At 46.0% G+C, this 26,585-nt stretch carries 20 protein-coding genes; 15 read left to right on the top strand and 5 right to left on the bottom strand.

The genetic code is table 11. The features are described from left to right. Nucleotides 1-88 precede the first annotated feature (88 nt). The 8 genes from PSI22_RS01965 to PSI22_RS01930 all read left to right on the top strand — a co-directional run bounded on the left by PSI22_RS01965 (nucleotide 89) and on the right by PSI22_RS01930 (nucleotide 9,630). Nucleotides 89-1,351, top strand: coding sequence for a beta-ketoacyl synthase N-terminal-like domain-containing protein (locus PSI22_RS01965; protein ID WP_273578221.1), 1,263 nt, complete (start codon nucleotides 89-91; stop codon nucleotides 1,349-1,351). A gap of 3 nt (nucleotides 1,352-1,354) precedes the next feature. Next, nucleotides 1,355-2,455, top strand: a complete 1,101-nt coding sequence (locus PSI22_RS01960; protein ID WP_273578219.1) for a beta-ketoacyl synthase N-terminal-like domain-containing protein — start codon at nucleotides 1,355-1,357, stop codon at nucleotides 2,453-2,455. Further along, nucleotides 2,455-3,726: a beta-ketoacyl-[acyl-carrier-protein] synthase family protein gene (locus PSI22_RS01955; RefSeq protein WP_273578299.1), complete on the top strand. Its 1,272-nt coding sequence runs from the start codon at nucleotides 2,455-2,457 to the stop codon at nucleotides 3,724-3,726. The genes PSI22_RS01960 and PSI22_RS01955 overlap by 1 nt, the downstream gene beginning before the upstream one ends. Beyond that, a complete protein-coding gene (locus PSI22_RS01950; protein WP_273578217.1) occupies nucleotides 3,716-4,492 on the top strand; it encodes a hypothetical protein in 777 nt (258 codons plus the stop codon). The genes PSI22_RS01955 and PSI22_RS01950 overlap by 11 nt, the downstream gene beginning before the upstream one ends. Nucleotides 4,493-4,552: 60 nt before the next feature. Continuing rightward, entirely contained in the window at nucleotides 4,553-7,411 is a 2,859-nt protein-coding gene (locus tag PSI22_RS01945; RefSeq protein ID WP_273578215.1) for an aminotransferase class III-fold pyridoxal phosphate-dependent enzyme, read from the top strand. Beyond that, entirely contained in the window at nucleotides 7,408-8,172 is a 765-nt protein-coding gene (locus PSI22_RS01940) for an SDR family NAD(P)-dependent oxidoreductase (protein WP_273578213.1), read from the top strand. The genes PSI22_RS01945 and PSI22_RS01940 overlap by 4 nt, the downstream gene beginning before the upstream one ends. 14 nt (nucleotides 8,173-8,186) lie before the next feature. Continuing rightward, the gene (locus PSI22_RS01935) at nucleotides 8,187-8,930 is read left to right on the top strand and encodes an SDR family NAD(P)-dependent oxidoreductase (protein ID WP_273578211.1); all 744 of its coding nucleotides are present in this window, start codon (nucleotides 8,187-8,189) and stop codon (nucleotides 8,928-8,930) included. Nucleotides 8,931-9,063: 133 nt separating this feature from the next. Further along, nucleotides 9,064-9,630 (top strand): NAD(P)H-dependent oxidoreductase, encoded by a 567-nt coding sequence (locus PSI22_RS01930; RefSeq protein ID WP_273578209.1) that lies wholly within the window; start codon nucleotides 9,064-9,066, stop codon nucleotides 9,628-9,630. On the opposite strand, the gene PSI22_RS01925 is transcribed toward PSI22_RS01930, so the two are convergent. From PSI22_RS01925 to PSI22_RS01910, 4 genes are all read right to left on the bottom strand, one after another. Next, entirely contained in the window at nucleotides 9,627-10,445 is an 819-nt protein-coding gene (locus PSI22_RS01925; RefSeq protein WP_273578207.1) for an energy transducer TonB, read from the bottom strand. The two genes, PSI22_RS01930 and PSI22_RS01925, sit on opposite strands and share 4 nt — an antisense overlap. A gap of 8 nt (nucleotides 10,446-10,453) precedes the next feature. Further along, nucleotides 10,454-13,387 (bottom strand): TonB-dependent receptor domain-containing protein, encoded by a 2,934-nt coding sequence (locus tag PSI22_RS01920; protein ID WP_273578206.1) that lies wholly within the window; start codon nucleotides 13,385-13,387, stop codon nucleotides 10,454-10,456. Nucleotides 13,388-13,449: 62 nt separating this feature from the next. Further along, nucleotides 13,450-14,922: a surface lipoprotein assembly modifier gene (locus tag PSI22_RS01915; protein WP_273578204.1), complete on the bottom strand. Its 1,473-nt coding sequence runs from the start codon at nucleotides 14,920-14,922 to the stop codon at nucleotides 13,450-13,452. Nucleotides 14,923-15,038: 116 nt separating this feature from the next. Beyond that, nucleotides 15,039-15,776: a Slam-dependent surface lipoprotein gene (locus PSI22_RS01910; protein ID WP_273578202.1), complete on the bottom strand. Its 738-nt coding sequence runs from the start codon at nucleotides 15,774-15,776 to the stop codon at nucleotides 15,039-15,041. Nucleotides 15,777-16,414: 638 nt separating this feature from the next. Between PSI22_RS01910 and PSI22_RS01905 the strand changes: the two genes are divergently transcribed. Next, the gene (locus PSI22_RS01905) at nucleotides 16,415-17,179 is read left to right on the top strand and encodes a GNAT family N-acetyltransferase (protein ID WP_273578200.1); all 765 of its coding nucleotides are present in this window, start codon (nucleotides 16,415-16,417) and stop codon (nucleotides 17,177-17,179) included. On the opposite strand, the gene fdhD is transcribed toward PSI22_RS01905, so the two are convergent. Then, a complete protein-coding gene (fdhD, locus tag PSI22_RS01900; protein ID WP_370688977.1) occupies nucleotides 17,176-18,006 on the bottom strand; it encodes a formate dehydrogenase accessory sulfurtransferase FdhD in 831 nt (276 codons plus the stop codon). The genes PSI22_RS01905 and fdhD overlap by 4 nt on opposite strands. A 208-nt stretch (nucleotides 18,007-18,214) precedes the next feature. On the opposite strand from fdhD, the gene fdnG reads away from it, so the two are divergent. The 6 genes from fdnG (at nucleotide 18,215) to selA (ending at nucleotide 26,569) form a co-directional block, all read left to right on the top strand. Beyond that, complete coding sequence (gene fdnG / locus PSI22_RS01895; protein ID WP_273578197.1) at nucleotides 18,215-21,262, top strand: formate dehydrogenase-N subunit alpha; 3,048 nt, start codon at nucleotides 18,215-18,217, stop codon at nucleotides 21,260-21,262. A gap of 12 nt (nucleotides 21,263-21,274) precedes the next feature. Then, complete coding sequence (gene fdxH / locus PSI22_RS01890) at nucleotides 21,275-22,195, top strand: formate dehydrogenase subunit beta (RefSeq protein ID WP_273578196.1); 921 nt, start codon at nucleotides 21,275-21,277, stop codon at nucleotides 22,193-22,195. Beyond that, complete coding sequence (gene fdoI / locus PSI22_RS01885) at nucleotides 22,192-22,833, top strand: formate dehydrogenase cytochrome b556 subunit (protein ID WP_273578195.1); 642 nt, start codon at nucleotides 22,192-22,194, stop codon at nucleotides 22,831-22,833. Before fdxH ends, fdoI begins: the two co-directional genes overlap by 4 nt. A gap of 350 nt (nucleotides 22,834-23,183) precedes the next feature. Continuing rightward, complete coding sequence (locus PSI22_RS01880) at nucleotides 23,184-23,699, top strand: cupin domain-containing protein (protein ID WP_273578193.1); 516 nt, start codon at nucleotides 23,184-23,186, stop codon at nucleotides 23,697-23,699. Nucleotides 23,700-24,236: 537 nt separating this feature from the next. After that, nucleotides 24,237-25,160 carry a formate dehydrogenase accessory protein FdhE gene (gene fdhE / locus PSI22_RS01875; RefSeq protein WP_273578191.1) on the top strand — a complete coding sequence of 308 codons (924 nt, stop codon included), beginning with the start codon at nucleotides 24,237-24,239 and terminating at the stop codon, nucleotides 25,158-25,160. A 17-nt stretch (nucleotides 25,161-25,177) separates the two neighbouring features. Beyond that, the gene (gene selA, locus PSI22_RS01870; RefSeq protein ID WP_273578190.1) at nucleotides 25,178-26,569 is read left to right on the top strand and encodes an L-seryl-tRNA(Sec) selenium transferase; all 1,392 of its coding nucleotides are present in this window, start codon (nucleotides 25,178-25,180) and stop codon (nucleotides 26,567-26,569) included. The last annotated feature ends 16 nt before the right edge of the window (nucleotides 26,570-26,585 follow it).

The raw sequence follows: 26,585 nt of genomic DNA, 5'->3' as shown, positions 1-26,585 counted from the left end.
AATTAACTGGCTAAGATAAAAATAATTATCATTCAGTATTAATAGAACATAACCTGAATAAAATATATTATTAAAATAGAAGATAACTATGACTGGTATAAGTACAGATAATATTGCTGTAACCGGTTATGGTTTAATTGTTCGTAATCATGATTGCCCAAGTGATTTATTTAATTCTCTATCGGAAGGGAAATCACTTATCTGTGAAGATGAGTTATTAAAAGAGTATGGAATAACCCATATTCCGAGTGCCAAATTATCCTCCAAAGATATAGATAGGTTACGTAGTCAATTCAGCTGTACAGGACAATTATCCAATAATCGTGTTTTCTTGATGGCTTGCGGTGCTGCATCAAATAGTTTGCAAATGGCGGGATTGACTCAAACGGAGTTAAATCAATCCCAATGTGAGTTATTTTTTGCCAATAACAAGATGTTTGTTGATGGTGAGGCATTATCCCGTTATTTCAATTCAGGAATATCGCACTCAAAATATATCGATATTGAACAATTTGGGGCGCTGATGCGCCCATATGAAATCGCCGAAGAGCTGGCAAACAGCTTAAATATCTCAACACTGCCCAAAATTTATAGTGATGCTTGTACAGCTGGCATGGTCGCACTCTATTCGGCCTATCAGCACCTCAAGAGTGGCAGGGTTGACATTGCATTGGTTGGTGCTTCTGAAGAAGCCACCCACCCGATTATGCAATTATTGTTCAAGAAAGTCAGAGCGCTGTATGACGGTAAATTTACCGATATGAGCCAATCTTCACGGGCATTTGATAAAGATAGGTCAGGTTGTGTTCTGGCTGATGCTTCTGCATTTTTGGTTGTAGAACGTTGTTCTCATGCTATTGCCAGAAAGGCAAACATCATAGCTGAAATTGCAGGAATGTCTCGGCAATCCGAAGGGTATAAAATGACGTCAACCGATCTCTCTGGGCGATATTACCGGGACTGCATGTCTGCTGCATTGCAAGATGCGGGCTTATCAGCGGAGGATATTGAGCACATTAATTCTCATGGTACATCAACCGTCAATAATGATCTTGCTGAGAGCAAAGCGATTAATGCACTTTTTCCCCATAACCCATTGGTTATTTCCACGAAATCGGCGATGGGGCACTCGCTTGCTGTTAGCGGACTATTGGAAGCCATCCTTTCCATTGAAACATTGAAGAATGAACTCATTCTTCCCAGCCTTAATTTTTCTGAGGCGGGAAAAACGGATGGGGTGGTTAACGTTAACAGCACTGCAAAAGTGAAACGCGTTAATCACATCTTGAGTAATTCCTTTGGGTTTGGTGGGGAAAATAGCAGTCTGATATTAAAGCGGCATGAGGGGTGAAGAATGGGAATCTATATTGCCAGTGGAGTTAGCCTGCTTCCTGATGGCCTGAATATGGACAACCTGATACAGGGTAATATCGCAGCGGCTGAACGTTCAGATAGTTCACTTCATTTACCCAATATCGTAGGTGAAAGGCTTATTAGCGATAAGGCTTTTGTCATGCCACGTATGGATAAGATTGTCCGGCGGGTTGCGAATGCGCAAAGTCGGTGGGTGCTCTATTCTGGCATCAAAACGTGGGAAAGTAGCACTGGGGATAAAATTCCGCCTGAACAACGAGGATTGTTTATCGGATTAGGAACCAGTGATGCTGATGATGACATACTTCCTATTGCCTTTGATGCACAGGACGATGAAAGTTATGTTTCCAGAGCCTTGGTTGAAACACCTCCATTAATGGGATTGGCATTGTTAAATACGTCAACAGCCAGCCATTTATCTCAACATCTTAATATTCAGGGAGACAATGGTTTTTTTTCTCCTCATGTTGATGCAGGTGGCAATGCACTTCTGGAAGGTTATTACAGTATTAAAGAAAAACGTAGCCAATGGATTCTCTGCGGCGGTGGTAGCCAGAAAATTTCACCGTGGTATTACCTTGCATACGAACGCCTCATAAAAAATACCCCGTGGCTACCAGCAGAAGCGGCGGCATTTATTACTCTGCATGAAGATGTTCATAATGCGGACGGTGAGATACTCCGTCTTGAACGTTCATTTCTGCACAACACAGCCTTTCACAACAATAACCCGTATCAGCGTTTTCTGACTGAATTGACGGAAGAAAATTTATCGCCATGCCAAATCATCCATGTTGGAAAAGCCACTGATGGGTTTATAACACTGGCAAGCGATACTTTTCCTGATGCCATGCAATTTTATCTTGATAAAACCATGGGGTATTCAGGGCCGGCAGCACCTTTTATTGCGATTAATCTGGCCATTGACATGCATAAAAAAGGGATCGGTGTTGATAACGTCAATCGGAATTTCATCCGTCAACTGCCGCCTAGTTTGGTGTTAGTCGTGGTTCATGGTTTGGAAAATCAATGCATTGCCATTTTGCTTCGCATGGGGATGCCCAAAGAGGGGGAGTTGTGATGGTTTCTGATCGTCGCGTTGTAGTCACGGGCATGGGGATCGTCAGTGCTTTCGGGACTCATATTGATGTTTTCTGGCAAAAACTTTGCGATGGAGAATCTGCCGTTAAACCACTGGCGTTTGCAGATAATGGCGCATTACCTATCAAATATGCTGCACAGATTGATTTTGATTCACTGATTGCCAATCACTCTGCGTACCTGCCGGAATCCGGGATGACAGACAGACGTGGAGTGATGGGAATTATTGCTGCAGCCAAGGCATTGGAAGATGCGGGGCTACATCCGGCACAGCTTGCTGGGAAGCGCATCGGAATTTATGGGTGTAGCGGGGTTTCTAGCACTCTTGAAGATGATAGAAATCTGTGCCGTCATTCTCATGAACCAGTTATGCAATCCCTGTTGCAGCAACGTAATAATTTGGGTGCTTATTCAGGCATAAGATGCAGTAATGATGGAATGGTAACGGAGATCGCTCGCCAGCTTGCTTTAGCGGGGCCTGTCGTCAATGTCAATGCGGCTTGTGCTGGTGCGACTCACGCTATTGGGCTGGCCTGTCAGTCCATTCGAAGGGGGGAGTCCACCATGATGTTAGCGGGAGGGGCTGATTCGGTCATAAGCCTGCGCACTTTGGTCGGGTTGAATTTGTTGGGGGCAACTGCCACAACAGAAAAATGGGGTGACAGGTTTTGTCGGCCTTTTGATAAAAATCGCAGTGGTTTGGTTGCTGGCGAAGGGGGTGCTTTCTTAGTCCTTGAGAGTGAAGAAAGTGCGTTGAGCAGAGGCGCGAAAATTTACGCTGAAATTACAGGATACGGTGCTTCCCTTGATGCTTATAAGCTGACCGCTCCCCATCCTGATGGTATTGGGGCGGAAAACGTTATCAGGAAGGCTATCAGGGACAGCGGATTAGAACCTCACCAGATTGATTATGTTAATGCCCACGGCACATCAACCCCATTGAATGATGAGTTGGAAACTGCGGTTATCAAGCGGATCTTTGGCAGCCAGCCGCCCCTGATTTCATCAATAAAATCGATGTTGGGCCACTGGATAGCTGCGGCGGGAGCGGTTGAAACTGTAGCAACGGTTCTGACGGTGAAAAACAAGTTTATTCCTCCTACCATCAATCTTGAAACGCCTGATCCACTGTGTGACTTGGATTATGTTCCACAGAAGGGCAGGCCTTTCCCCGTAAAAAATGCGATAACAAACTCATTTGGCTTTGGTGGTATTAATTCGTGTTTAGTGATAGGGGATTATGGTGATTAATAGAGGCGTAAAACTTATTAGCTATAATGTGACTAGTCATCATCCGTCATTGAATAGCTTGAATCATGAGAATAATGGCCGTGAGCTGATTAAAAATGACAAGTTGAGGCGTTTTTATTCTATCGGAACGGAAAAAGGCATTATTTCAGCGCGAAGAGCGTTAATGTTATCCGGTTTGGATATCGCTGATCCTAATAAAAAATTTGGCCTGTATACCACACAGTATGGCTATCTTCATCCTATGCCTTCGGAATTGAATCCTGAACAGGAAGAACATGGGGCAGAGAATGAACATGAAATTTATCAAACTATCTGGAATTCAGTACAGGTAAATCCTTTCTTAATTACCCTATCGCTCAGTAATAACCTGCTAGGTGTGCTTTCCCAAGAATTGAGCCTGCAATGCGATTGTGCTTCTTTTTTACGTGGAAATATCGGTTTGTTGTCAGCATTCAGTGAGGCTGAGTTATTCCTGAGCAACGGCATGATTGACTATGCATTAGTGGTGGCTTCTGGCATGGGAAATATCACTCATGATGCTCAATCTGATGGTGAGGAAGACTTTGTGGAATTTGGCGTCACTTTTATTCTGGCGAAGGGTGAAAGACCGACACTGCAAGATTATCCGACCATCGATATTTCCTCCCTGAGCAGAATGTATCGTGAAGGAAATCATTGTGCTGAAGCCGTCTTGTTTATCAATGAAATAGCGGACTATATGTCAGCCTGTGTACGGACTGAGACTGCCAGCCCTAGTCTCAAATAACCATAGCTCCACACAACCATAGCTTCATATAACAGCAGGTTCACATATTAAGGATCTATAATGGAAAATTACGCTAGGTTTTGTAAGCCATTGCTTACCCGTGCATTGGTTTCTATTGGTTTAGACAAAACTTATCATCGGGCTTCGGGCAATTTTTTGTATTACAAAGATGAACAGGATCAGGAAATACCCGTATTAGATCTTTTAGGAGGATATGGTGCGACATTGCTTGGCCACAATTCCCTTCTTATCAGAGAAAGAATTAAGCACTATCTTGATGAAGAGATACCGGTTCATAACCAGTTTTCCATCAGAAAGCCTGCGGCCGTCTTGGCAGAAAGATTGAATGAATTACTGAAGGAAGAAACTGCGACCAGCGGCGATTTTGTGTTCTGCTTTACCAGCACAGGAGCAGAATCGATGGAAGTTGCGCTGAAAAGTGTCGAATTCACACGTAATGCAGAGCTTGTAGCCTTGGAACAAGAGGTTGCACAGGCTACTGCTAAAATAAACGGCGAGTCAGTGATTGCGCTGACAGATGAGCAGTGCCAGCAGCTGCAACTGGAGGAAAAGGCTTCTGCCCAAGATATCCAACGTGCGTTGACTGCATTCAACCAGAGTCGGTTAGATTCAAAGCCAACATTTCTTGCCCTTGAACATGCCTTTCATGGAAAAATGATAGTAACGGCGAACTGTACACACGGTACTATGTATCGTGATTACTTGAAGCGTCTGAAAATCAACACTTATTTCCTTTCCACTGAGAAACTGTCTGAGTTTGTTGAGATGGGAGAGAAAGCCAATGACATTCTGAATGGTTGGTTATGGCTGCCACAGGAAGAAAATGACCGGATTATCCTGACGAAAAAGAAATTTAGAACCGTTGCCGCATTGTTGATAGAACCCGTTCAGGGAGAAGGGGGCGTTTACCCACTTAGTGCAGAGCAGGTAAGCGGAGTTAATCAGCTAAAACAGATCATTAGATGTCCAATCATTGCGGATGAAGTGCAGGCTGGATCTGGGCGGTGTGGGTTTCTGGTGGCATCCAGTGATGTGGGTATTCATGCTGATTATTATGTACTTTCCAAAGCATTGGGTGGAGGGTACGCCAAAATCGGGGTTGTTGCGATCCGCCAGGAGAGTTTTACTCCGGGGTTTGATTTAATTCAAAGCTCAACGTTTGGTGAGGATGATTTTTCCTGCCGAGTGGCTTTGGACTATATAAACTTACTGCATGCTGATCAGCGCCAGTTACTTAAGCAAGTCACCCAACTGGGGGAAGAGTTCAAGGTACGGCTCCATGCCCTGAAAGAAGACTACCCCGATATTATTCGAGATGTGCGCGGAAAAGGGTTGATCTGGGGGGTAGAATTCCATGATGTAGATGATTCAGATTCTTACATTTTGCAAAATATCGCTGTTCAGGGCAGCCTGGGCTATATCATCAGTGGTTATTTACTGTGCGGCAGCCATATCCGTGTTGCGCCTTCAGGTAGTGCGGCCAATGTGATCCGTATGGAACCCTCTGTTTTTCTGGAACTCCGGGACATTGTCCGGTTTGTGGATGAACTTGCTAAAGTTTGTCTGGCGATTCGCCATGCTAATGCAGGGTTCATTGTGGCCCCTATACTTGGGAAGTTGAATCAATCCACTCCTGCTGATTATCGTAGCAGGGAAGTGGGTCAACAAAATGGCAGTGCAGCAAATTATAAGGCGGCGTTCATTAACCATCTGATTTCTGCAGACTGGCTCAGAGAAGTTGATCCCTCTTTCAGCATTTTCAGCGATGAAGAATTGGAATCGTTTGTCGAGAGCACCAGCTTTAATCTGGCGACTAAACCTTTCAAACCCGCACGTATAAGCTCGGTTAATGGGCAGTCGGTAGACTTTACGCTGTATCCGATTCCTGTGACATCAAAAATGATTAAGGCTGCACTGGCCCAAAATGATTTGGCGCGGTTGAGGCATGAAATTGATGTTCGTATTGCTCAAGCTGTGGAGTCTGGTAATACGGTAGTTGGGTTGGGGATGTTTACATCGATTATTACCAATAATGGTAAATCAGTGAAAAATAACCAGATAGGTATAACGACCGGTAATGCTTTGACTGTGGGGATTGGGATTGAAGCCTTGCAAAGAAGTACATCGCATCGGGATATCACCCAAATGCGGCTTGCGGTGATTGGTGGTGCAGGGAATATCGGTCGGGTTTATGCAGAAATTTTGGGGCCACAATATCAGGAAATGGTGCTGATAGGCAGTAATAATCAGGGTTCAGTGAGAAAACTGAATGAAGTGAAATACCATATTTATCAATATATCTATGAACAATTTATTGTCAATAAACAGCCATTGATGGGTGGGTTGGCACAAAGGATCGTGGATTGCCTTGCATTGATGCCAGATGATGACTTTATTAGCCAGTTCAATGAGGGTAAAACCAGCATAGGTGAAGCCATTGATCACTATCTGGTTCAGCATTATCCCGATCAGGTATTTATCCATATTTCTCAGAGTATTTCTGATATTGAGCACAGTGATGTCATTGTGTGTGCCGCCAATGCCTCAGAAGCCTTTATATCGGTAGACCAGATAAAGCGGGATGCGATCGTTTGTGATATTTCTGTGCCGCATAACCTTTCCGATGATGATTTGAGGAACCGACCGGATATCAAAATACTGCGGGGAGGAATTGTCCAGACTCCTCATCATGACAGTTTAGATCCGCGGGTCAGGGCCTATTTGGGAGAAGGTCAGCTTTATGCCTGCATGACGGAAACCATTTTGCTGGCGTTGGAACAGCATAAAGATAATTTCTCATACGGAAATATCTCTACCCATCAAGTTCTCGACATTATGGCGATCGCGAGGAAACACCATTTCACCCTATCGGATATCAAAGAGAATTCTAGCTTATGAGTGAAAACACACAGGTAGGACAAGACGCCGTAAAAAAATGTGCCATCGTAACGGGAGGCAGTAAGGGCATTGGCCGGGCAATAGTGCTAAGTCTGTTGGAGAAGGGATATCGGGTCGCGTTTTGTTATCGAAATGAAATGACTCAAACAGCCGATTTTATCGCTGAAGTGACACACGATTATCCCGACGTACTGCCAATCAGAGTCGATCTTGCCAAAGCGGAAGATGTCAGCTCATTTATTAATACCGTGAGTGAGGCGTTTGGCCGAATTGATCTTCTGGTCAATAACGTGGGGATTACCAGAGATGGATTGTTGGCCACAATGGAAACCAAAGATATTGAGCTACTGATAAATAACAATTTATTGAGCTATATCTTGTGTAGCCGTGAAGTATTGAAAGTGATGATACCTCAGCGTAGTGGACATATTATCAATATCTCGTCGATCTCAGCCAAAAGGCCCAATAAAGGTCAGTCAATTTATGCGGCCACTAAAGGCGGAATAGAATCATTGACGCGGGCACTTGCTGTTGAAGTCGCAGCCAAGAATATTCGGGTGAATGCGGTTGCGCCAGGCATTATTCAGACGGAAATGTCGGAATCATTATTAAAGACACATAAAGAATTAATTAATAACAAGGTATTACTTAAACGAGTTGGCACTGTCAGAGAAATTACCTCGTCGGTACATTTTCTTATAGAGAATAATTACATAACGGGGGAAGTGATTAATGTCAATGGTGGAATTGCATTAAGCTAACAGAAGGAAGTTTGATGTTAACATTTATTGTCACAGGCGCGGCTAGTGGAATTGGATACGTCGTTTGCCAGAAACTTGTTGTAGCCGGATACTATGTCATTGCAATAGATATTGAACATGATGGATTAAATCAACTGGTGGAACAGTCACCAGAATATATTAAAGCAATCCAGATTGATTTAACTGATGAAAACGCAATAATTAATGAAGTGTTCCCTTTGATTAAGAGTGGTAACTTACAGGGAATCGTAATCAGTCATGGTAAAGATAATAGCAATGATATTGGGCAGAGTGATATCTGGGATTCGATATTAGCAACCAATTTATATTCAACACAACGCCTATTATCGCATGTTGTACCTGAAATCCTCCTTGGGGGCAGGGTTGTGATAATTTCTTCTATTCTTGGTAAGGCGGGAAAGAAACATAATAGTGCTTATTCTGCATCGAAACATGCCTTACTGGGGCTAACAAAGTCACTGGCCTTGGATTTGGCAGAACGGCAGATTACCGTCAATGCTGTCTTGCCTTCTTGGGTGGATACGCCGATGCTGGTGAAGGGGTTAGAGCCGCAGGCAAAATTGCTTGGCTGTTCAACATCAGCCCTGCTTAAACGCATTGAAAAACGTATTCCATTGCGGCGTTTGGTCAGCCCGCAGGATGTTGCCAATACAGTCATGTTTTTCATTTCTCACGATGCTTCCATGATCACAGCCCAAGGGTTAGTCATTGATGGTGGAGATAGTTGTGGGGCGTAAATGCTATTCCAGTCTATTGTGAATAAGTGCTATTGATAATGTTGCTTAGATGAACTCGCTTTTTATTAAGCGGGTTCATCTTTATGATGATATCTATCAATATAATTTTTGTTCCTCTAAGGAAATATTAAACATGAAACATATGATTATTTATGCTCACCCTAATCCAAAAAGTTTTAATCATGCTATCAAGGAAAAGATTATTAGCGAAATAGGTAATAAGGGTGAGGAATATAGTTTCATTTCCCTCTATGATGAAAAATTCAATCCTGTGCTTGCCAGTTCAGATTTTGAAGCTCTGCATCGTGGAGAAGTATTACCCGATGTAGCGAAAAGTCAGTCTATGATTAAAGAAGCTGATCATCTTATTTTTATTTATCCTATTTGGTGGTTTGGTCAGCCAGCTATTCTTAAGGGATGGATAGACCGGGTCTTTTCCAATGGCTTTGCTTACTATGAAGATGACAAAATTTTTACCCCTTTTCTGACAGACAAATCCGCAACGGTGTATGTCACGTTGGGTACGGCAAAAGAAGTGTTGGTTCAGAATGACATGGAGATAGATAACTTCATGCGCGACATGACACTTGGAACGCTGGGATTAGTGGGTATCTATCCTGTGAATGTTGTGCCTTTCTATGCCATTCCCACAATCAGTGATGCAGAAAGAAATTCTATGTTGGAATCGATTGTTCTTTAATCCAGCTCAAAATCAATTTCAAGTGTTACATCGGGTGCCAAATCTGCCGGTTTGGGGCCAACCGAACTGGCGCGAGCGATGGCATCCAGCGCGGCATTATCCAGTACGCTGTTGCCAGAGGAGTTAATCACTCTGGCAGCAGTGAATGAACCGTCATTAAGCAGAGTAAAACCAATGGTCACTGTGCCTTGTTGTTTCATTCGCTTTGCTTTACGGGGATAACGTTTGTGGCTTTCAACTTCTTGCTTGAGTCTTGATGGGTAATTATCCAGTGCGCTATTGCCCTGACCCACCAGAGGCTGTGTAGTTGCGGCTCGGCTCATGCTACTTTGTGAATTGATCTGATCGGTGCCGCTGGTTTCAAGTTCCTCATTACTGTCTTTCTGAACTTGTGGTGATGGCGCTGATTTTTTTTCTGCCTTCTCCTGCGGCTTTTCTTTCTGTTGCTTTTGGCGTTTTTGCGGTTTGACGGATTCCAGTGGTTTTTCCAGCCTGCTTTCGGGCTGAACCGCTTTATCCAGAGCAATTTCTGGCTTTGTCGGCGATTCAGGCGCGGTGATCAACGGTGGCGGAGGAGAGGCAGGCTCTGGTTCATTCGCCCATGATGGAGCGGCTACCATCGTGATGGAAAGCCCCGTTAAGGGCGAACTTTGGTTTACATGATGCGCGCTGTCATCATATGAGGCATGTCGATTGAACAGCCATATCAGACTGATATGCAATAAAATGGCAATCAGGATACCAACCAGAAGTTGCTTTCCGGGCAGAAGCGGAAAATGGTTGGTTGGGTTTTCCAATATGGCGGTGTTGGTCATATCATCCTCTAAAACTGGCTGGTAATACTGAGTTTAAAGGTTCTCCCCGGCGCAGGTATCATGGAGCGCGTCAGAGGATCGAGATAGTAGCGGTTGGTTAAGTTCGTTCCGGTCAGTTCCATCGATAGGGTTGGCGTGATCTGGTAGCTAACATAGGCATCAACGGTGAGAACCGGATTCCAGCGCATTGGGTTATTTGACTGGCCTTTATAGACATCGGGTAATGTTTCCATCAACCATTTTTCGTCTTTGTTTTCTGCTTTGCTGTGGTAAAGCATCCGGCTGCCCAGCTCCAGCTTCTCATCAAACAGGCGCCCGCCGACAGTCAGATTCGCTGAATACTGGGGCTGAATGGAGGTACGCAGATAGCCTCCCGCAAAACCGCCATCAATACATTCTGGTATATCGTGGCGATTCAATGAATTCATTCTCAATGAAGAATTGTTGTCGCACACTTTATTTTTCAGGTTGTAGGTTAATCCCATATCGGTAAAGAAACTGCCATTGTCGTAACGCGCCTGTAGTTCCAGACCGGCAAGTTTCTGTTTGTCCATTTGGGAAAACTCATAGGTGTTATCCCGGTCAAACACATTTTCAATCACGGTGTTGTAGTAAGACATTTTGATATCGGCATGGCGTTCTGCATCAACCAACTGGCTGAAATCATAGACGAACCCCACTTCCGTGGTTTTGGCTCGTTCGGGTTTGAATTTCTGGCCTACGCGATTGCCTTTGTTACCGGAGAAACCCACAGTATCTTCAAAAATACTGGGCATTCTGACGGCTTCGGCATAGCGGGTATAGATACGAAAATCATCCGTCACATAGGCAGTAGCAGAGAAAGTGGGCGCCCACGCGTGATCTTTGCGTTTAGAGGCAGGTTCCCAGGGATCAGCATCAGGAATCTCACGCCTTATACCATTTGCATCAACTCCTGAGCCATATTCATATTTATATCCCTCTTTACCCGTCATTGGGTCGATAATCTTTTCCTGCATATCCAACTGCCCATTGAAGTAGGGGTTATCGCTTTTATTAAGTTGGCCATTGCTGGAATTGTAGAGCCAGTCGACTTCTTGACGAACCATTTTGCGCTGCTGTCCATCGCGGGAGGTGATATCTCCTGTCTTTACCTTAAAATATTCAGTTCGTTCTTCTCTACTCATTTTAGACAGCTTTTTCTGTTTTATATAAGCTTCTCTTTCGGTCATCGTTCGGTAGTAACTTATTTGATGTCCTATGGTTTCCGAGTTATTTCTATAACGGTCATCTCTTGCTGCACGTCGTTCACTAAGAAAATCATCTTTGGACCAATAGGAGACACGTTTGGCACCGGCACTTAGTGCCAGCCATGATGTTGGTCGCCAGTCAAAGTTAAAGGCGAGATTGATTTCCTGACGCTGCCCTTTCCGTGCTGGCGACTGGAAGAAGTACATATTTAAGGGGTTGTAGCCATCATTGGAGTCGAGATGCTCGTGTTGGAAATTCCCCATTAAGGTCAGATCCAAACTGGAAGCCAAGGTAAATTTATTGGAGATATCCACGCCCCAGCGATTGTTTTGGGCATTGGTTTTGGCGGTATCAATCAATGTGCCATCAATGTGAGAGGCTTTGACACCACTGCCATTATCCCAAGAGTAGTCCCTCTCTACAGGCGTTCGGGGATATCCCCCAGCGGTATTAGTATTGCTTGTCGTGCGGGTCGTCCAGAGATTCATATCAAAATCGATATAGGGGTTGTCCGCCGCCTGCCATTTATAAGTCAGATTGGCGGCCTGCTGGTGGACATTCGCCAGTGGCCATTGTGGGACAGCATTATCTTCGGCCTTCACCCAGCCCAAGCGCGAAGGCATGATATCGCCAAATTCCATGTGAGTATTGTGAAAACCTAACTGTAATGCCTGATCATCGGTGAGGCGCCAAGTATTTTTGATTAATACGGAGCGCATCTCACTGGAAGTATTGGGTACTTCATTGCCGGGGCGATAGATACGGGCAGCAAACGGTAGGTAAGGATCTAACGTTGTTTTATAGCCATTCATTAATTCGGTATCTGCTGCCGTGATAGGTTCATCATAGCGGTGTGCGCCGCCTTTGCCGGCAAAATAATTCCCCTGACGACGGTAGCTATAAGCCAGCATCAGATCAAAATATTCCTGCCGTGTTCCTAATGCGACCCGGACGGCATTATCTTTAAATCCGGGAAATTTATTGTCTTTTGACGAATGGGGCGTGATTTTCAGCTCAGGATCAGCTTCGACACCATTTTGGATAAAGTCGGGAACATCGCGGTAGTCTTGTCCCAGTGCCAAAGAAGGCTTGCGTTCCCTAACTGAATTGCTGCTGGTTTCTACTTTGGTATTGATGCCAAAAGTTTCCCCTTTTGGCACGACATCATCAATGGTTAATGTTTTGATAACCACGGCTCCGCCGATTGACCCTTTGATGTTGCGGCTCAGGGAAGGGCCTTTTTCAATTTCGATACTACTGATTAAATTGGGATCAATGTAGTTGCGGTTATTGGCGCCATTATAACCGCGTCCCACTGTAATAGCCTGCTCCGTACCATCAATTGTTACGGGAATGCGCCCTTGCCCCTGAATACCACGGATATTGATATCCAAAGCGCCGCTATTACGGGCATCACCGCTGTAGACACCCACCGCACCTTTAATCAGATCGGCGGGAGATGCTCCTTTATAGCGCTCTATCTGTTCCTTGCCGATATAGATATTGGAGATATCTTTGTCATAAACCGCATCATGACCGGCTTCATCTTTATCACTGTTATCCGTGACACGAATTTTGCCCAAATCCGTCTGCTTGCTTGGAGAAGTGACGGTAGATTTGGGTTCGGCAAACAGGGGAGGTGCTGTCAGCGAAAATACCAGTGATAGTGCAATTGTAATGGGGGTTAGCTGTATTTTAACTCGGTATGCCATTGATATCCCTTGCCTCAATTTGTCAATCATCATTACGCAAATAGAAAATCATAACTTATTGATTAAAAATATTTTTCCAGCCTCAGTAGGACTTCGTTTTTGTTATAGTTGTACAGCCAACTCACACTGCTGTGATTACGTCGATGGCGGAAAGTGATAGAGGGGGTCATACCCAATATTTCAGCGGCAGGGACTTTAATGACGGCAGTATAGATCTGTTCATTGTCCTGACGTCTGGCGAGCAGTATCGGGTTGTAAGCGTCAAAGCGCCGCTCTCGCAGTGTGGCAGACAGTGAGCCATTAATGCCGGGGTAGATCTGCCCGGATACGCCTGCCCGGATTCCCCATTGTTGATAGCGATCCGCAGGTTGCGGATTGTCCCGATATACCCAGTCACCGCCGCCAAATACGACAAATTCTTTGCTGATGGCATGGGATAGAGTGAGATAGGAAGAGGAGAGTTCGCCATTTTTCCAGTGGTAACGCTGCTGATGTCGCAGTTGTTTATGCTCCAGTTCGATATTAAGGGCCGTTTTGGGGCTGAATGTTTGTCTCCATTCCGCCTTGGCACCTGCGGCGCGGTAATAGGTATCACCCGCCCGTTGTTTATATTCAAACAGGGGGCCAAAAGAGAAATCGTGATTTCTGCTTTTGTAGTTGTAGCCGCTGACCAGAAGGAAGGTATTTTCGTTCTCATCGTGGTAATCACGGTAGTTTTCGCCATAAATCAGGCCACGCCCAAAAATGCCGTGATGACCGGAAAGTTGGTAACGTCGGCTTAACGTGGCGTCATAAGACACTCCCCACTTTTTAATGGCTTTTGGTATACGGCGTTCCCTATGGCAACTCCCATCAGGTTTATAGGTAAGGCAGGTTGGTTCCTGATCAGGAGACATATTGACATTATCGTTATAGGCATAACCCACCGAAAAAGAGCCACGCCAGTCACTTCTCAATGCTATTGCTTTCAGATAGCTGTTGATATTTTTCAAGACCGTTTCCGGTAACGGGTTCTGTTCACTCAATCCCACAAACAGTTGCTTGGCTTCCCGATTTTTATGATTTTCAAAATAGACACGGGCCAGTTCCAGCTTGATGCGTGTGAAGTCGGGTTGTTGGTTCAGGAGCTTTTGATAATGATAGGCGGCGAGATCCAAATCGCCTTCAAAACGCGCCAGGCCGCCTTGGGCAAAAGAGACCAGCATGACATCATGCCCGGATAGTTTTTGATAAGCCGTCAGAAAACGTCTGACGTCCGGCCATTGTCGATGGTTAGTGGCAAGGTATAGCGCCTGACCGATGTTATTGAGGTTGTTTTCTACCTGAAATGTCTGTCCGTTAATGACTATCGATGAAGCGCTATCCTCAATAAAAATAGGCTCTGGCGTTATCAGATCAGCTTCATTTTCTTGTTGATTGTGCTGCGCCTCCTGCCAGATTTTGCGGTTGGTATCTTCATCAGCATAAACGGGCAGGGAGAGGCATAAGGCCATCAGTGCCGTTAATAATATTGGAGTTGTTAAATTGTCAGACATCGAAAAACCAGCTCACAAGGCTCACGTTATTAGAAATAAATAGCGATAAATAAAACGGCAATAAATAAAACAGAGAACAATGCCAAAAATGGCATTGTTCTCTGAAACATTAGCAATTACTGTTTCGAACCACCGAAAGCGGTATCCTTGGATTTATCATCAAATGTGGCATATCCCGCCAGACTGGAAGCGCCATCACCAAAGAAGTGACCTTGGGTTTCTCCCTCAAGATCGCCTGTTGTAGCAAGACCTGAGAATTGGGCATCAGACTGGATATCGGCATCAATGCTGACTGTCATAGCGGTATTTTCTATGGAGCCGATCAGCGTTTTTTCACCAAAATCTGCTGTTAATGTGCCGGAAAGGGCATTGTCACCGCTGTACTGGTTAATACCGTTCACCACATAGGTAGCCGTACCGTCGGTTGGCATATTGGTGGTAATGTCCTTGCCTGCATAATAAACGGTATGGGTTGTGTCTGTTGTATCACCTTTCTCTGACCATTCGCCAAAGTAAACGTCCGCATTGGCGACTTTGCTGAAATGGAATACACCCATACCACCGTGAGAGCCGGGTGCGCCTGCCATTGAGATATTATGAATACCATTGCTGTCAGCAGGGGCCATACGGGTTAATCCGGAAAAACCGATGAGCATACCGTCACGAACGGAACTGACGCCAATACCTGGTTCATCACCTGAGCCACCGTGTGGACTTGAACTCGCTTTGGTGGCACCAACCTTAATGTGAGGTGTAGTGTCTTCTTGACTCTGACCAAATCCAACACTTGCCTGAGCTTGTGCCATAAACCCTAATGCGCCTAAAGCGGCGACTAATACATTGATCTTTTTCATCATTATCCTCATTTAGAATCGGGGGATCCCTCGTTACCCAATCATAAAAACGGCCTGATTTATTGCGCGAAGAAAACCTACACCTTTCAAATGATAATGTAAATGATAATTATTATTATTTATTCTGGATTTTACAGGGTTTATTAATTAAAATTTGAGTCTAACTTATTAAATTTCGATGCTTTTTGCTGTTTTAGAGTAAGAAAACAACAATCTACTTTTTACTAAAAATGTGACGCAGGTAGATTTAATCACCTGATATTACTGTGTTATTAGTAATGTCGTTTTTTTCAAAAAAACCTTACGTCATTTATTTAATCAAGTTATTTGAATTTTTCCATCAATGAATACCATTATAGAAATTAATGTTTTTAATCTGGCTATATAAGCATTTTTACGTAGATATATCTTCGAATAAAAAATAAAGATAACGTGTTAATGATTTAATATTAGGAATTGAATTTGAGTGGAAATAAATTAATTTTTTGATAAATTTTATTTATTATTAAAGGTGAGATATTACTGTATTACAGCAAGTAATATCGTGTATGTGCCGTTCTCTATTTATTATTTATGACGTTTGATTTGTGAATCTTAAAATATTTATTATATGGGTATAAAGTTAATCGGGAGCAGTTATGGACGCTAAAATAATCATTCAATCTGCGGAAGAGAGGACTGATTTAGACGAACAAATATATGATCTTGTTCGTCATTTATGGCCTTTTTTTATGAATCAAGATCCTGTTGCTCAACAACATTGGGAAAAATTATATGAACCCGATTTTAGCCGCTTCCAAAAATTTGCCATTCTGCAACAAGGGCAGGAAGAACGTCTTATTGGGCTATTGAATGCTATTCCTTTCCCGTGGGAACCGCACTCTTTGGATCAATTGCCGGATGAAGGATGGGATGCCGTGTATTGCGCAGGAATGGCAGCAAAAGGAAAACAGCAGCCGACCCTGCTGTCAGCGCTTTCGGTGACCGTTGCCCCTGAATTCCGTGGGCATAACGTGCCTGCGTTATTGATCAACAGCGTGAAACAGACTGCCCGTGAAGCGGGATTGCAGGGTTTTGTGGTTCCGGTCAGGCCGAGCCTGAAACGCAGTTATCCCCTGCAAGATTTCGTTCAGTACTGTGAATGGAAAAATGAAAAAGGCGAGCCTTTTGACCCTTGGATCCGCACTCATTGGCGCTTGGGGGCAAAAATCATTAAACCTGCACTACGCTCCATGGATATTTACGGTACCGTGGCGGAGTGGCAAGAATGGACAGGCATGAAATTCCCACAAAGTGGGGAATACATCATTCCGGGCGGGTTGGTGCCGCTGCTGGTGGATGTTGAAAAACAGATGGGCTACTACATTGAACCCAACTTGTGGATGTTCCACAGTCTTGATTAATCCACCAGCCGCCGTGGATGGGTATATACCGTTGCCCGTCCCGGCTTGCAGAAACCCACGAGTGTCAAATTGCATTTCTCCGCGACTTCGATTGCCAGCGAGGTGGCGGCAGAAACAGCAAACAAAATTTCTACACCGCACATAGCCGATTTTTGTACCATTTCATAACTGGCGCGACTGGAAACCAATACCGCGCCCAACCGCCAGCCCGTTTTGGCTCGCATTCCTAATAATTTATCCAGTGCAACATGGCGGCCAACATCCTCACTGCCGCCAAGCAATGCCCCTTCAGCATCAATCCAGCCAGCGGCATGGGTACAGCCTGTGGCCGCGCCGATTTCCTGAAGATGGGGTAATTGTGCAAGCGCCTGATCAAGATAATCCAATGAAAAAGTCTGGGTGAAAGGCAAGGGGGGCATCGGACGGAAAATTTCGGCAATCTGTTCGGTGCCACAGATGCCACAACCGGTTCTGCCTGCCATGCTGCGTCGGCGTTCTTTTAATTCCGTAAAACGGCGACTGGAAAGTTCGATATGCAGCTCAATACCGCCGTGGCAACTGATTACGGTATCTATGCCGTGAATTTCCTGTGGGGAAGTGATAATGCCTTCCGATAATGAAAAACCCATCGCGAAATGGTCGAGATCTTTGGGGCTAGCCATCATCACAACATGGGAAATACCGTTGTAGACCAATGCAATCGGGACTTCTTCTGCCACCCAGTCCGGTTTTGGGCTATTCAGATGGTTTTTTTGTTGCACATTGATGCGAGTGGCTCCGTAAATCTCGTCGATCATTAACCTGTTTCCTGAATTTGCATTATCCATTAGGCGAATTCCCCATCAGATTCTTTCATGATACTGTTTGTGTGGATAAATCGTGAGCGTAGGGAGTTTACACGATTTAAACGGATGGTGTGACAGACAGAATCTACAATGAAAAGAAAAGCATTCATAAATCTGTACCTAAAATTGCATACCTGCGGGTTTTCTGTCAGGGCATGTGTTAATGAGCAATGTGAGTGAGGAGATCCCCATGCAAGTCAGCAGAAGGCAGTTCTTTAAGATCTGCGCTGGCGGTATGGCGGGTACGACGGCAGCCGCGCTGGGTTTTGCCCCAACCGCCGCGCTTGCACAAACACGTAACTATAAATTATTGCGTGCGCGTGAAACCCGAAATACCTGCACATACTGTTCTGTCGGCTGTGGGCTGTTGATGTACAGCCTCGGTGATGGTGCCAAAAATGCCAAAGCAACTATTTTCCATATCGAAGGAGACCCGGATCATCCCGTAAACCGTGGTGCTCTCTGCCCTAAAGGTGCCGGGCTGGTGGATTTTGTCCACAGCAAAAGCCGCCTGCACTATCCAGAATATCGAGCCCCAGGCTCCAATCAATGGCAGCGGATAAGCTGGCATGACGCTTTCGACCGCATCGCGAAACTGATGAAACAAGACCGCGATGCCAATTTCATCAAAACCAACAATGACGGTGTTGAGGTTAACCGCTGGCTGACAACGGGGATGCTCTGCGCCTCCGCCGCCAGTAATGAAACCGGCTATTTGACACAAAAATTCACTCGCGCTCTCGGCATGCTGGCCGTAGACAACCAGGCGCGTGTCTGACACGGACCAACGGTAGCAAGTCTTGCTCCAACATTTGGTCGCGGTGCGATGACCAACCACTGGGTGGATATTAAGAACGCGAACCTGATTGTCGTGATGGGTGGGAATGCCGCTGAAGCGCATCCTGTCGGTTTCCGCTGGGCGATGGAAGCCAAAATTCACAACAACGCCAAACTGATAGTGATCGATCCACGTTTTACCCGTACGGCCTCCGTAGCGGATTTCTATACGCCAATTCGTTCCGGTACGGATATTACCTTCCTGTCAGGTGTGATTTTATACCTGATGAACAATGAAAAGATTAACCGCGAATACGTCGAGGCTTACACCAATGCCAGCCTGATTGTACGGGGCGATTTCTCATTCGATGATGGCTTATTCAGTGGTTATGATGCGGAAAACCGCCGCTACGACAAAACCACATGGAACTATGAGCTGGATGAGAACGGTTTTGCCAAACGTGACAAAACGTTGAGCCATCCCCGTTGTGTCTGGAACCTGCTGAAAGAGCACGTCAGCCGCTATACGCCGGATGTGGTGACCGATATTTGCGGTACGCCGAAAGAGGATTTCCTCAAGGTGTGTGAATATCTGGCCGAAACCAGCGTAAAAGACAAAACTGCGACTTTCCTGTATGCGCTGGGCTGGACGCAGCACTCTGTCGGCGCACAGAACATTCGCACTATGGCAATGATCCAACTGTTACTTGGCAATATGGGCATGGCTGGCGGCGGCATCAATGCGTTGCGGGGTCACTCCAATATTCAGGGTCTGACAGATTTGGGACTGCTGTCCCAGAGTCTGCCGGGTTATCTCTCCCTGCCATCGGAAAAACAGACTGATCTGCAAACCTACTTGCAGGCCAATACCCCGAAATCCACTGTACCGGGGCAGGTCAACTACTGGGGCAATTATCCCAGATTCTTTGTCAGCCTGATGAAGAGTTTCTACGGCGATCATGCTCACAAAGAAAATGACTGGGGTTTTGATCTGTTGCCGAAATGGGATAAGCCGTATGACGTCCTGCAATATTTTGAAATGATGTCGCAAGGGGCAGTGAACGGCTATATCTGTCAGGGCTTCAACCCGATAGCATCGTTCCCGAACAAGAACAAAGTGGTAGCCGCGTTGTCGAAACTGAAATTCTTGGTCACGGTTGACCCACTCAGTACTGAAACTGCTTCATTCTGGCAGAATCACGGCGAGTTCAACGATGTTGATCCAGCTACTATTCAGACCGAAGTATTTCGTCTGCCCTCCTGCTGTTTTGCGGAAGAAAATGGCTCGATAGTCAACTCTGCCCGCTGGCTGCAATGGCACTGGAAAGGTGCGGATGCACCGGGGGAAGCGATCAGCGATGGTGAAATTTTGTCTGGGATCTTCAAGCGCCTGCGGGATATGTACCTCGAAGAAGGCGGCGCTTTTCCTGAACAAGTGTTGAACATGACATGGGATTATTTTGATGCCGATAATCCAACGCCAGAAGAAGTCGCGCAGGAAAGCAATGGTCGAGCCTTAGTTGATTTGCTGGATGCCAACGGCAATGTGCTGGTGCAGAAAGGGCAACAACTCTCATCCTTTGCACAACTGCGTGATGATGGTACTACGGCCAGTGGCTGCTGGATTTTCGCCGGAAGCTGGACACCGGAAGGCAACCAGATGGCGCGTCGCGATAATGCTGATCCGTCGGGCATCGGTAATACGCTCGGTTGGGCGTGGGCGTGGCCACTGAACCGCCGCATCCTGTACAACCGTGCTTCTGCCGATCCACAGGGCAAACCGTGGGACGCTAAACGCCAGTTGATTGCGTGGGATGGTGATAAATGGAGTGGCGTCGATATTCCTGACTACAGCAATGCGGCACCGGGAACCGATGTCGGGCCGTTTATCATGCAGCCTGAAGGTATGGGGCGCCTGTTTGCCATCGACAAAATGGCGGAAGGGCCATTCCCTGAGCATTACGAGCCATTTGAGACGCCGCTGGGAACCAACCCGCTGCATCCGAATGTCATTTCCAATCCGGCTGCCCGTATCTTCAAGAGTGATTTTGAATCTTTGGGCAAGGCAGATAAATTCCCTTATGTAGGCACCACTTACCGTCTGACCGAACATTTCCACTTCTGGACGAAACATGCGTTGTTGAACGCCATTGCCCAGCCGGAGCAATTTGTGGAAATGGGTGAGCGATTGGCGGCGGAGAAAGGCATTAAACAGGGAGATACTGTCAAAGTCAGTTCTAATCGCGGCTATATCAAAGCAAAAGCGGTGGTGACGAAGCGTATCCGAACCCTGAATGTGCATGGCCGTCAAGTGGATACTATCGGTATTCCGATTCACTGGGGTTTTGAAGGTGCGGCGAAAAAAGGTTTTCTGGCGAATACCCTGACGCCGTTTGTCGGTGATGCCAACACACAGACACCGGAATTCAAGGCATTTCTGGTCAATGTGGAAAAGGTGTAGAGGAGAAAAATCATGTCATTGCAAACTCAAGACATCATTCGTCGCTCTGCTACCAGCTCTCTGACACCCGCACCCCGTGTGCGGGATCACCAGCAGGAAGTGGCAAAACTGATCGATGTCACGACCTGTATTGGTTGTAAAGCCTGTCAGGTAGCTTGTTCAGAATGGAATGACATTCGTGATGAAGTCGGCCATAACGTCGGCGTTTATGACAATCCGGCCGATCTGACCGCGAAGTCATGGACGGTGATGCGATTTTCTGAAGTTGAGGAACATGGCAGGCTGGAATGGCTGATCCGTAAGGATGGCTGTATGCACTGTGCCGATCCGGGCTGTCTGACAGCCTGCCCTGCGGAAGGGGCGATTATCCAGTATGCCAACGGGATTGTGGATTTTCAGTCAGAACACTGCATCGGCTGTGGTTACTGCATTGCTGGCTGCCCGTTCGACGTGCCGCGTATTAACAAGGAAGACAATCGGGCCTACAAATGTACCCTGTGCGTTGACCGTGTGGGCGTAGGGCAAGAGCCTGCCTGCGTAAAAACCTGTCCGACAGGCGCGATTCATTTCGGCAGTAAGCAGGATATGAAAGCGTTGGCGGCGGAACGGGTGGAAGAATTGAATGGGCGCGGCTATGACAATGCGGGTTTGTACGATCCGGAAGGAGTCGGGGGAACGCACGTCATGTACGTTCTGCATCATGCCAATAAGCCGCAGCTTTATCATGGCCTGCCGGATAACCCGACCATCAGCCCGACCGTGACATTCTGGAAAGGGATTTGGAAGCCTCTGGCGGCGATAGGTTTTGCCGCGACTTTTGCCGCATCTATTTTCCATTATGTCGGAATTGGCCCGAATCGCGTATCGGAAGAAGAGGAAGAGAGTGCGAGCAAGGATGTTGAATCTTCAGCCAATGAGGAAGAACAGCAATGAAAAAGCGCAACGATATCATTATCCGTCACTCCCCGATTGAACGAATCAATCACTGGGCCGTCGTTATCGTCTTCTTGTTCACCGCCATCAGTGGTTTGGGATTCTTTTTCCCTTCGTTGAACTGGATGATGAATATCTTTGGTACACCGCAGTTGTCACGGATACTACATCCGTTTGCCGGCTCCGTGATGTTTTTCCTGTTTGTCTTTATGTTTTTTCGATACTTCAAACATAACCTGCTCGACAGAGATGACATTGAGTGGGCGAAGCATGTTCACAACGTGCTGCGCAATGAGGAAGCCGGAGATACCGGCCAGTATAATCTCGGGCAGAAAGGCATTTACTGGTCTGTCAGTGTTTGCCTGATCCTGCTGCTGGTCAGTGGCATCATCATCTGGCGTCCTTACTTCGCGGAATACTTCCCGATTCCGCTGATTCGCATCGCTTTGCTGGTGCATTCACTGTCAGCCATCGGCTTGATCCTGACTATTATCGTCCATGCTTATGCGGCATTCTGGGTTAAAGGTTCAGTGCGGGCGATGGTGGAAGGCTGGGTTACGCGCGGCTGGGCGAAGAAACACCATCCGCGCTGGTATCGTGAGATTGTGAAAGAAGAACAGCAAAAAGAGAAAGATTGAGTTTGGGGCAGGATACTTTGATGTGTCCTGCCTTTTTTCTTAACTCATATTGAAATTTATCTTTTACAATCACCAATGTTTTTGGCATAAACCGTATTTGCGCCATTAAAGCGGTGTTGGACAGTCTCAATATCGACAATCCCCCAAATACAATCCGGTGCCCTCGTTTCACCTGCGGAACAATTTTATCTGTTAGCTGCTTAAAAAATTGGCAGCACGACTTTTGCTAACCTGCCACCGTTAACGCGACAGAACCCTTTCACCTTTTTCAGGGTTTTGCATTATGCAATTATCTGGTACATTCAAACATTCAATGATTATATTGATTATTTGAATATAGGTGGAATAACATGCACAATGAGTTGCTCAAATTTTCTCACAAAAGCGCAAAAGAAGGACAATGGCTGTTATCAGAAGGTAATTTTTATCGAGTTATAGCTGCTGGTCCAGAAACCAATAGTCGTTACAGTCTGGTTGAAATCATTGTTGAACCAGGGAAAGGTGCTCCATTTCATTTCCATAAATTAGAGGAAGAAGCTTTCTTCATACTAGAAGGTGAAATGGTTTTTTATACGCAGACTGAAACAATGTATGGAAAACAAGGCGCTTTTTTAAACTTTTCTGTTGGACAAGTCCGCGGTTTTCGTAATGAAACAGATGAAAATACACGAATGCTCATTATTCTTTCACCTCCGGGAATGGAACAAATGTTTTTTGAAAGTGGTGAGGCAATTGATGCACCTATTGATTTAAATACAACCTTTGTGGAAAACATAGGTCAACCAGCAACCTGCCCAGAAATTTCAGGACGATATGGCATAGAAACTCTCCCTTCGCCATTACCGGAAAAAAAGGCAACCGATTGAAATTAAAGAAGGGTAAGTGATTTTGTCGCATTAAGGGGTCGGTTCCGGTAGGAGGCGAAATGGCACCCTAAGCCTGGAATCGTTCCCTGATAATCCTGACAAAATCACTCTCGATGCAGTCAGACTCAACCGCCCAAAGGTTATCCGGGGATAAAATTAAGTGAAGAAACGGATAATTATTTTACAGAAGCGGTTGCCGCATAAGTGCCCCACAGATTTTTATGCTCTCCAACTAGGTTTGTTGAATAATTAATATGATAGAAAATAAATACTTTTTTGATTTTATTTCCATTGCTATTTTTTCCTGTAAAAAACGTTTTATTATATTCAAAGTGTTCTCTTGATAATTTTAAGTTTAATAATGGATGTATTCTATTATTTTGTAATTAAACTATTTTCCCTCACATTATTCCCCATAATTTAGATTGAATATCAATTTTCAATAATACAAATTTGCCCTAAGCAAAGGGTTACTCCTTACGAATGATGGGACTACAATAGACCACCGAGCCAGAAAGATAAAAGGTAAAAAAGGTTATGAGTATTCGTATCGTACCCAAAGATCAGCTAGGCAAAGAGCGCGTGAATGAAAGGGGAGCCGGCTTTATTCCTCCGTTGTTGTTTGCCAACCTGAAAAACTTGTATCAACGCCGTGCCGAGCGTCTCAAAGTATTGGCGACAGAAAATCATCCATTCTCAAGTTATCTCAATTTTGCTGCGGACATCGCGCAAGCACAGCAAAAAGCGCTGTATGACAATCCATTGAATATGGAATTGGACGATATTTTATTGCAAACAAACAGTGTTCCGCTGGATTGCAAAACCCTTCCCCGAACTCAGCATTGGCATAATATCCTGTATTCCCTGATCGCCGAATTATTGCCTACGATGCCTGAGCATGTGAAGCCCACTCTTGAAAATCTGGCAAAAAATTCTGTGCAGGAATTGGAAGAGGTGGCCAGCGCGCTGCTGACTACGGAATTTGCCAAGGTCAGCCCTGATCAGGCAGTGTTTGTCTGGGCGGCACTGTCAGTCTATTGGGCACAGATGGCCAGTTTGATCCCCGGTAAAGCGCGTGCTGAGTATGGCGAGCACCGTCAGTTCTGCCCGGTCTGTGGCAGTATGCCCGTTGCCAGTGTCGTGCAGATTGGTTCGAGCCAAGGGCTGCGTTACCTGCACTGCCATTTGTGTGAAAGTGAATGGCATGTTGTACGAATAAAATGTAGTAACTGTGAACAGACGGGTGAGCTGAATTATTGGTCGCTGGAAAGCGAACAGGCCGCGATTAAGGCCGAAAGTTGCGGGGATTGCGGTAGCTACCTGAAAATTCTGTATCAAGAGAAAGACCCCAACGTAGATGCGGTTGCGGATGATTTGGCATCACTGATCCTCGATGCCAAAATGGAGGAAGAAGGTTTTGCTCGCAGCAGCCTGAATCCCTTTCTGTTTCCTAACGAATAACCTGCGGTGGGGAAACGATGACTCAAGAAATTCACGCGTTGTATCGTCAGTTGCCTGCCATCGACAGCCTGCTGCGAGAGCCGGATATCTTTCAGCTCACTGATCTTTATGGACAGGAGCGAGTGGTGGATATCCTGCGGGAAATGCAGGAACGGGCGCGGCTCCATATCAGAGAACATCAGGTATTGCCAGCATGGAGTGATAACTGGGCAAGTGCATTGCGCCAGCGTTTGGGGCAGGCTCAGATTTCGGCATTGAAACCCGTGTTTAACCTGAGCGGAACGGTGCTGCATACCAATCTGGGACGGGCAGTATTGGCGGAATCCGCGATTGAGGCGGTGACAAACGTGATGCGTTCTCCGGTCACGCTGGAATATTCTCTCGACGGTGCAGGGCGTGGGCATCGTGATCGGGCGTTGGCCGATTTGCTGTGTACTCTGACGGGGGCGGAAGATGCCTGTATCGTCAACAACAACGCCGCTGCGGTTTTGCTGGTGCTGGCAACGGTGGCGCAGGGTAAGCAAGTTGTGGTTTCCCGTGGTGAGCTGGTGGAAATTGGCGGTGCATTTCGTATTCCTGACGTGATGGTACAGGCGGGCTGTCAATTAGTCGAAGTGGGAACTACCAACCGCACCCATCTAAAAGATTACCAACAGGCGATCCATCCAGAAACGGGATTGCTGATGAAGATACATACCAGCAACTACAGCATCGAAGGCTTCACTGCTGAAGTTTCTGGTGCCGAACTGGCAAAATTGGGGATGACCTGCCAGATACCCACTGCCGTCGATCTTGGCAGTGGTTCAATGGTTGATATGACGCAATATGGCCTGCCTGCGGAACCGATGCCACGGGATTACCTGAACCACGGTATCGATCTGGTGACATTCTCCGGGGATAAATTACTGGGAGGCCCACAAGCCGGCATTATTGTCGGCAAGAAATCGTGGATTGAGGCTATCCAGCGCCATCCCCTGAAACGTGCATTGCGGGCAGACAAAATGACACTCGCTGCACTGGAGGCGACATTACACCTCTATCAACATCCTGAACAACTTCGCCAAAAACTGCCGACTCTGCGTCTGCTGACTCGCCCGCAAGCTGAAATCCGTGATATGGCGCAACAGTTACTCCCTCACATTCAGGCATATTACGGCGAGACATTCATTGTTAGCGACGAACCTTGCTATTCCCAGATTGGCAGTGGTTCATTGCCTGTCGATCGCCTGCCCAGTTGGGCGCTGACTTTTGCTGCCATTGATGGACGGGGCAGTACGCTGGAAAAACTGGCTCACCAATGGCGCAATTTAGAAAAACCCGTGATTGGACGCTTGCATGATGGGCGGTTATGGCTGGATTTACGCTGCCTTGAAGATGGGAATGCTTTGTTGCAGATGTTGTTGTTATAGGAATAGTTACAGAAAT

Origin of the sequence: Xenorhabdus aichiensis (assembly GCF_028598775.1) — a bacterium.
Taxonomy (GTDB): domain Bacteria; phylum Pseudomonadota; class Gammaproteobacteria; order Enterobacterales; family Enterobacteriaceae; genus Xenorhabdus; species Xenorhabdus bovienii.
Note: the sequence above shows the minus strand (reverse complement) of the source record. Positions and strands in the feature narration are given on the sequence as shown.

Coding starts and splice junctions, on each gene's coding strand:
- PSI22_RS01930 (WP_273578209.1), top strand. CDS start 9,064: ATGAAACATATGATTATTTATGCTCACCCTAATCCAAAAAGTTTTAAT.
- fdhE (WP_273578191.1), top strand. CDS start 24,237: ATGAGTATTCGTATCGTACCCAAAGATCAGCTAGGCAAAGAGCGCGTG.
- PSI22_RS01925 (WP_273578207.1), bottom strand. CDS start 10,445: ATGACCAACACCGCCATATTGGAAAACCCAACCAACCATTTTCCGCTT.
- PSI22_RS01955 (WP_273578299.1), top strand. CDS start 2,455: ATGGTTTCTGATCGTCGCGTTGTAGTCACGGGCATGGGGATCGTCAGT.
- PSI22_RS01945 (WP_273578215.1), top strand. CDS start 4,553: ATGGAAAATTACGCTAGGTTTTGTAAGCCATTGCTTACCCGTGCATTG.
- fdhD (WP_370688977.1), bottom strand. CDS start 18,006: ATGGATAATGCAAATTCAGGAAACAGGTTAATGATCGACGAGATTTAC.
- fdxH (WP_273578196.1), top strand. CDS start 21,275: ATGTCATTGCAAACTCAAGACATCATTCGTCGCTCTGCTACCAGCTCT.
- PSI22_RS01905 (WP_273578200.1), top strand. CDS start 16,415: ATGGACGCTAAAATAATCATTCAATCTGCGGAAGAGAGGACTGATTTA.
- PSI22_RS01960 (WP_273578219.1), top strand. CDS start 1,355: ATGGGAATCTATATTGCCAGTGGAGTTAGCCTGCTTCCTGATGGCCTG.
- PSI22_RS01880 (WP_273578193.1), top strand. CDS start 23,184: ATGCACAATGAGTTGCTCAAATTTTCTCACAAAAGCGCAAAAGAAGGA.
- PSI22_RS01965 (WP_273578221.1), top strand. CDS start 89: ATGACTGGTATAAGTACAGATAATATTGCTGTAACCGGTTATGGTTTA.
- PSI22_RS01920 (WP_273578206.1), bottom strand. CDS start 13,387: ATGGCATACCGAGTTAAAATACAGCTAACCCCCATTACAATTGCACTA.
- selA (WP_273578190.1), top strand. CDS start 25,178: ATGACTCAAGAAATTCACGCGTTGTATCGTCAGTTGCCTGCCATCGAC.
- PSI22_RS01910 (WP_273578202.1), bottom strand. CDS start 15,776: ATGAAAAAGATCAATGTATTAGTCGCCGCTTTAGGCGCATTAGGGTTT.
- PSI22_RS01940 (WP_273578213.1), top strand. CDS start 7,408: ATGAGTGAAAACACACAGGTAGGACAAGACGCCGTAAAAAAATGTGCC.
- PSI22_RS01915 (WP_273578204.1), bottom strand. CDS start 14,922: ATGTCTGACAATTTAACAACTCCAATATTATTAACGGCACTGATGGCC.
- fdoI (WP_273578195.1), top strand. CDS start 22,192: ATGAAAAAGCGCAACGATATCATTATCCGTCACTCCCCGATTGAACGA.
- PSI22_RS01935 (WP_273578211.1), top strand. CDS start 8,187: ATGTTAACATTTATTGTCACAGGCGCGGCTAGTGGAATTGGATACGTC.
- PSI22_RS01950 (WP_273578217.1), top strand. CDS start 3,716: ATGGTGATTAATAGAGGCGTAAAACTTATTAGCTATAATGTGACTAGT.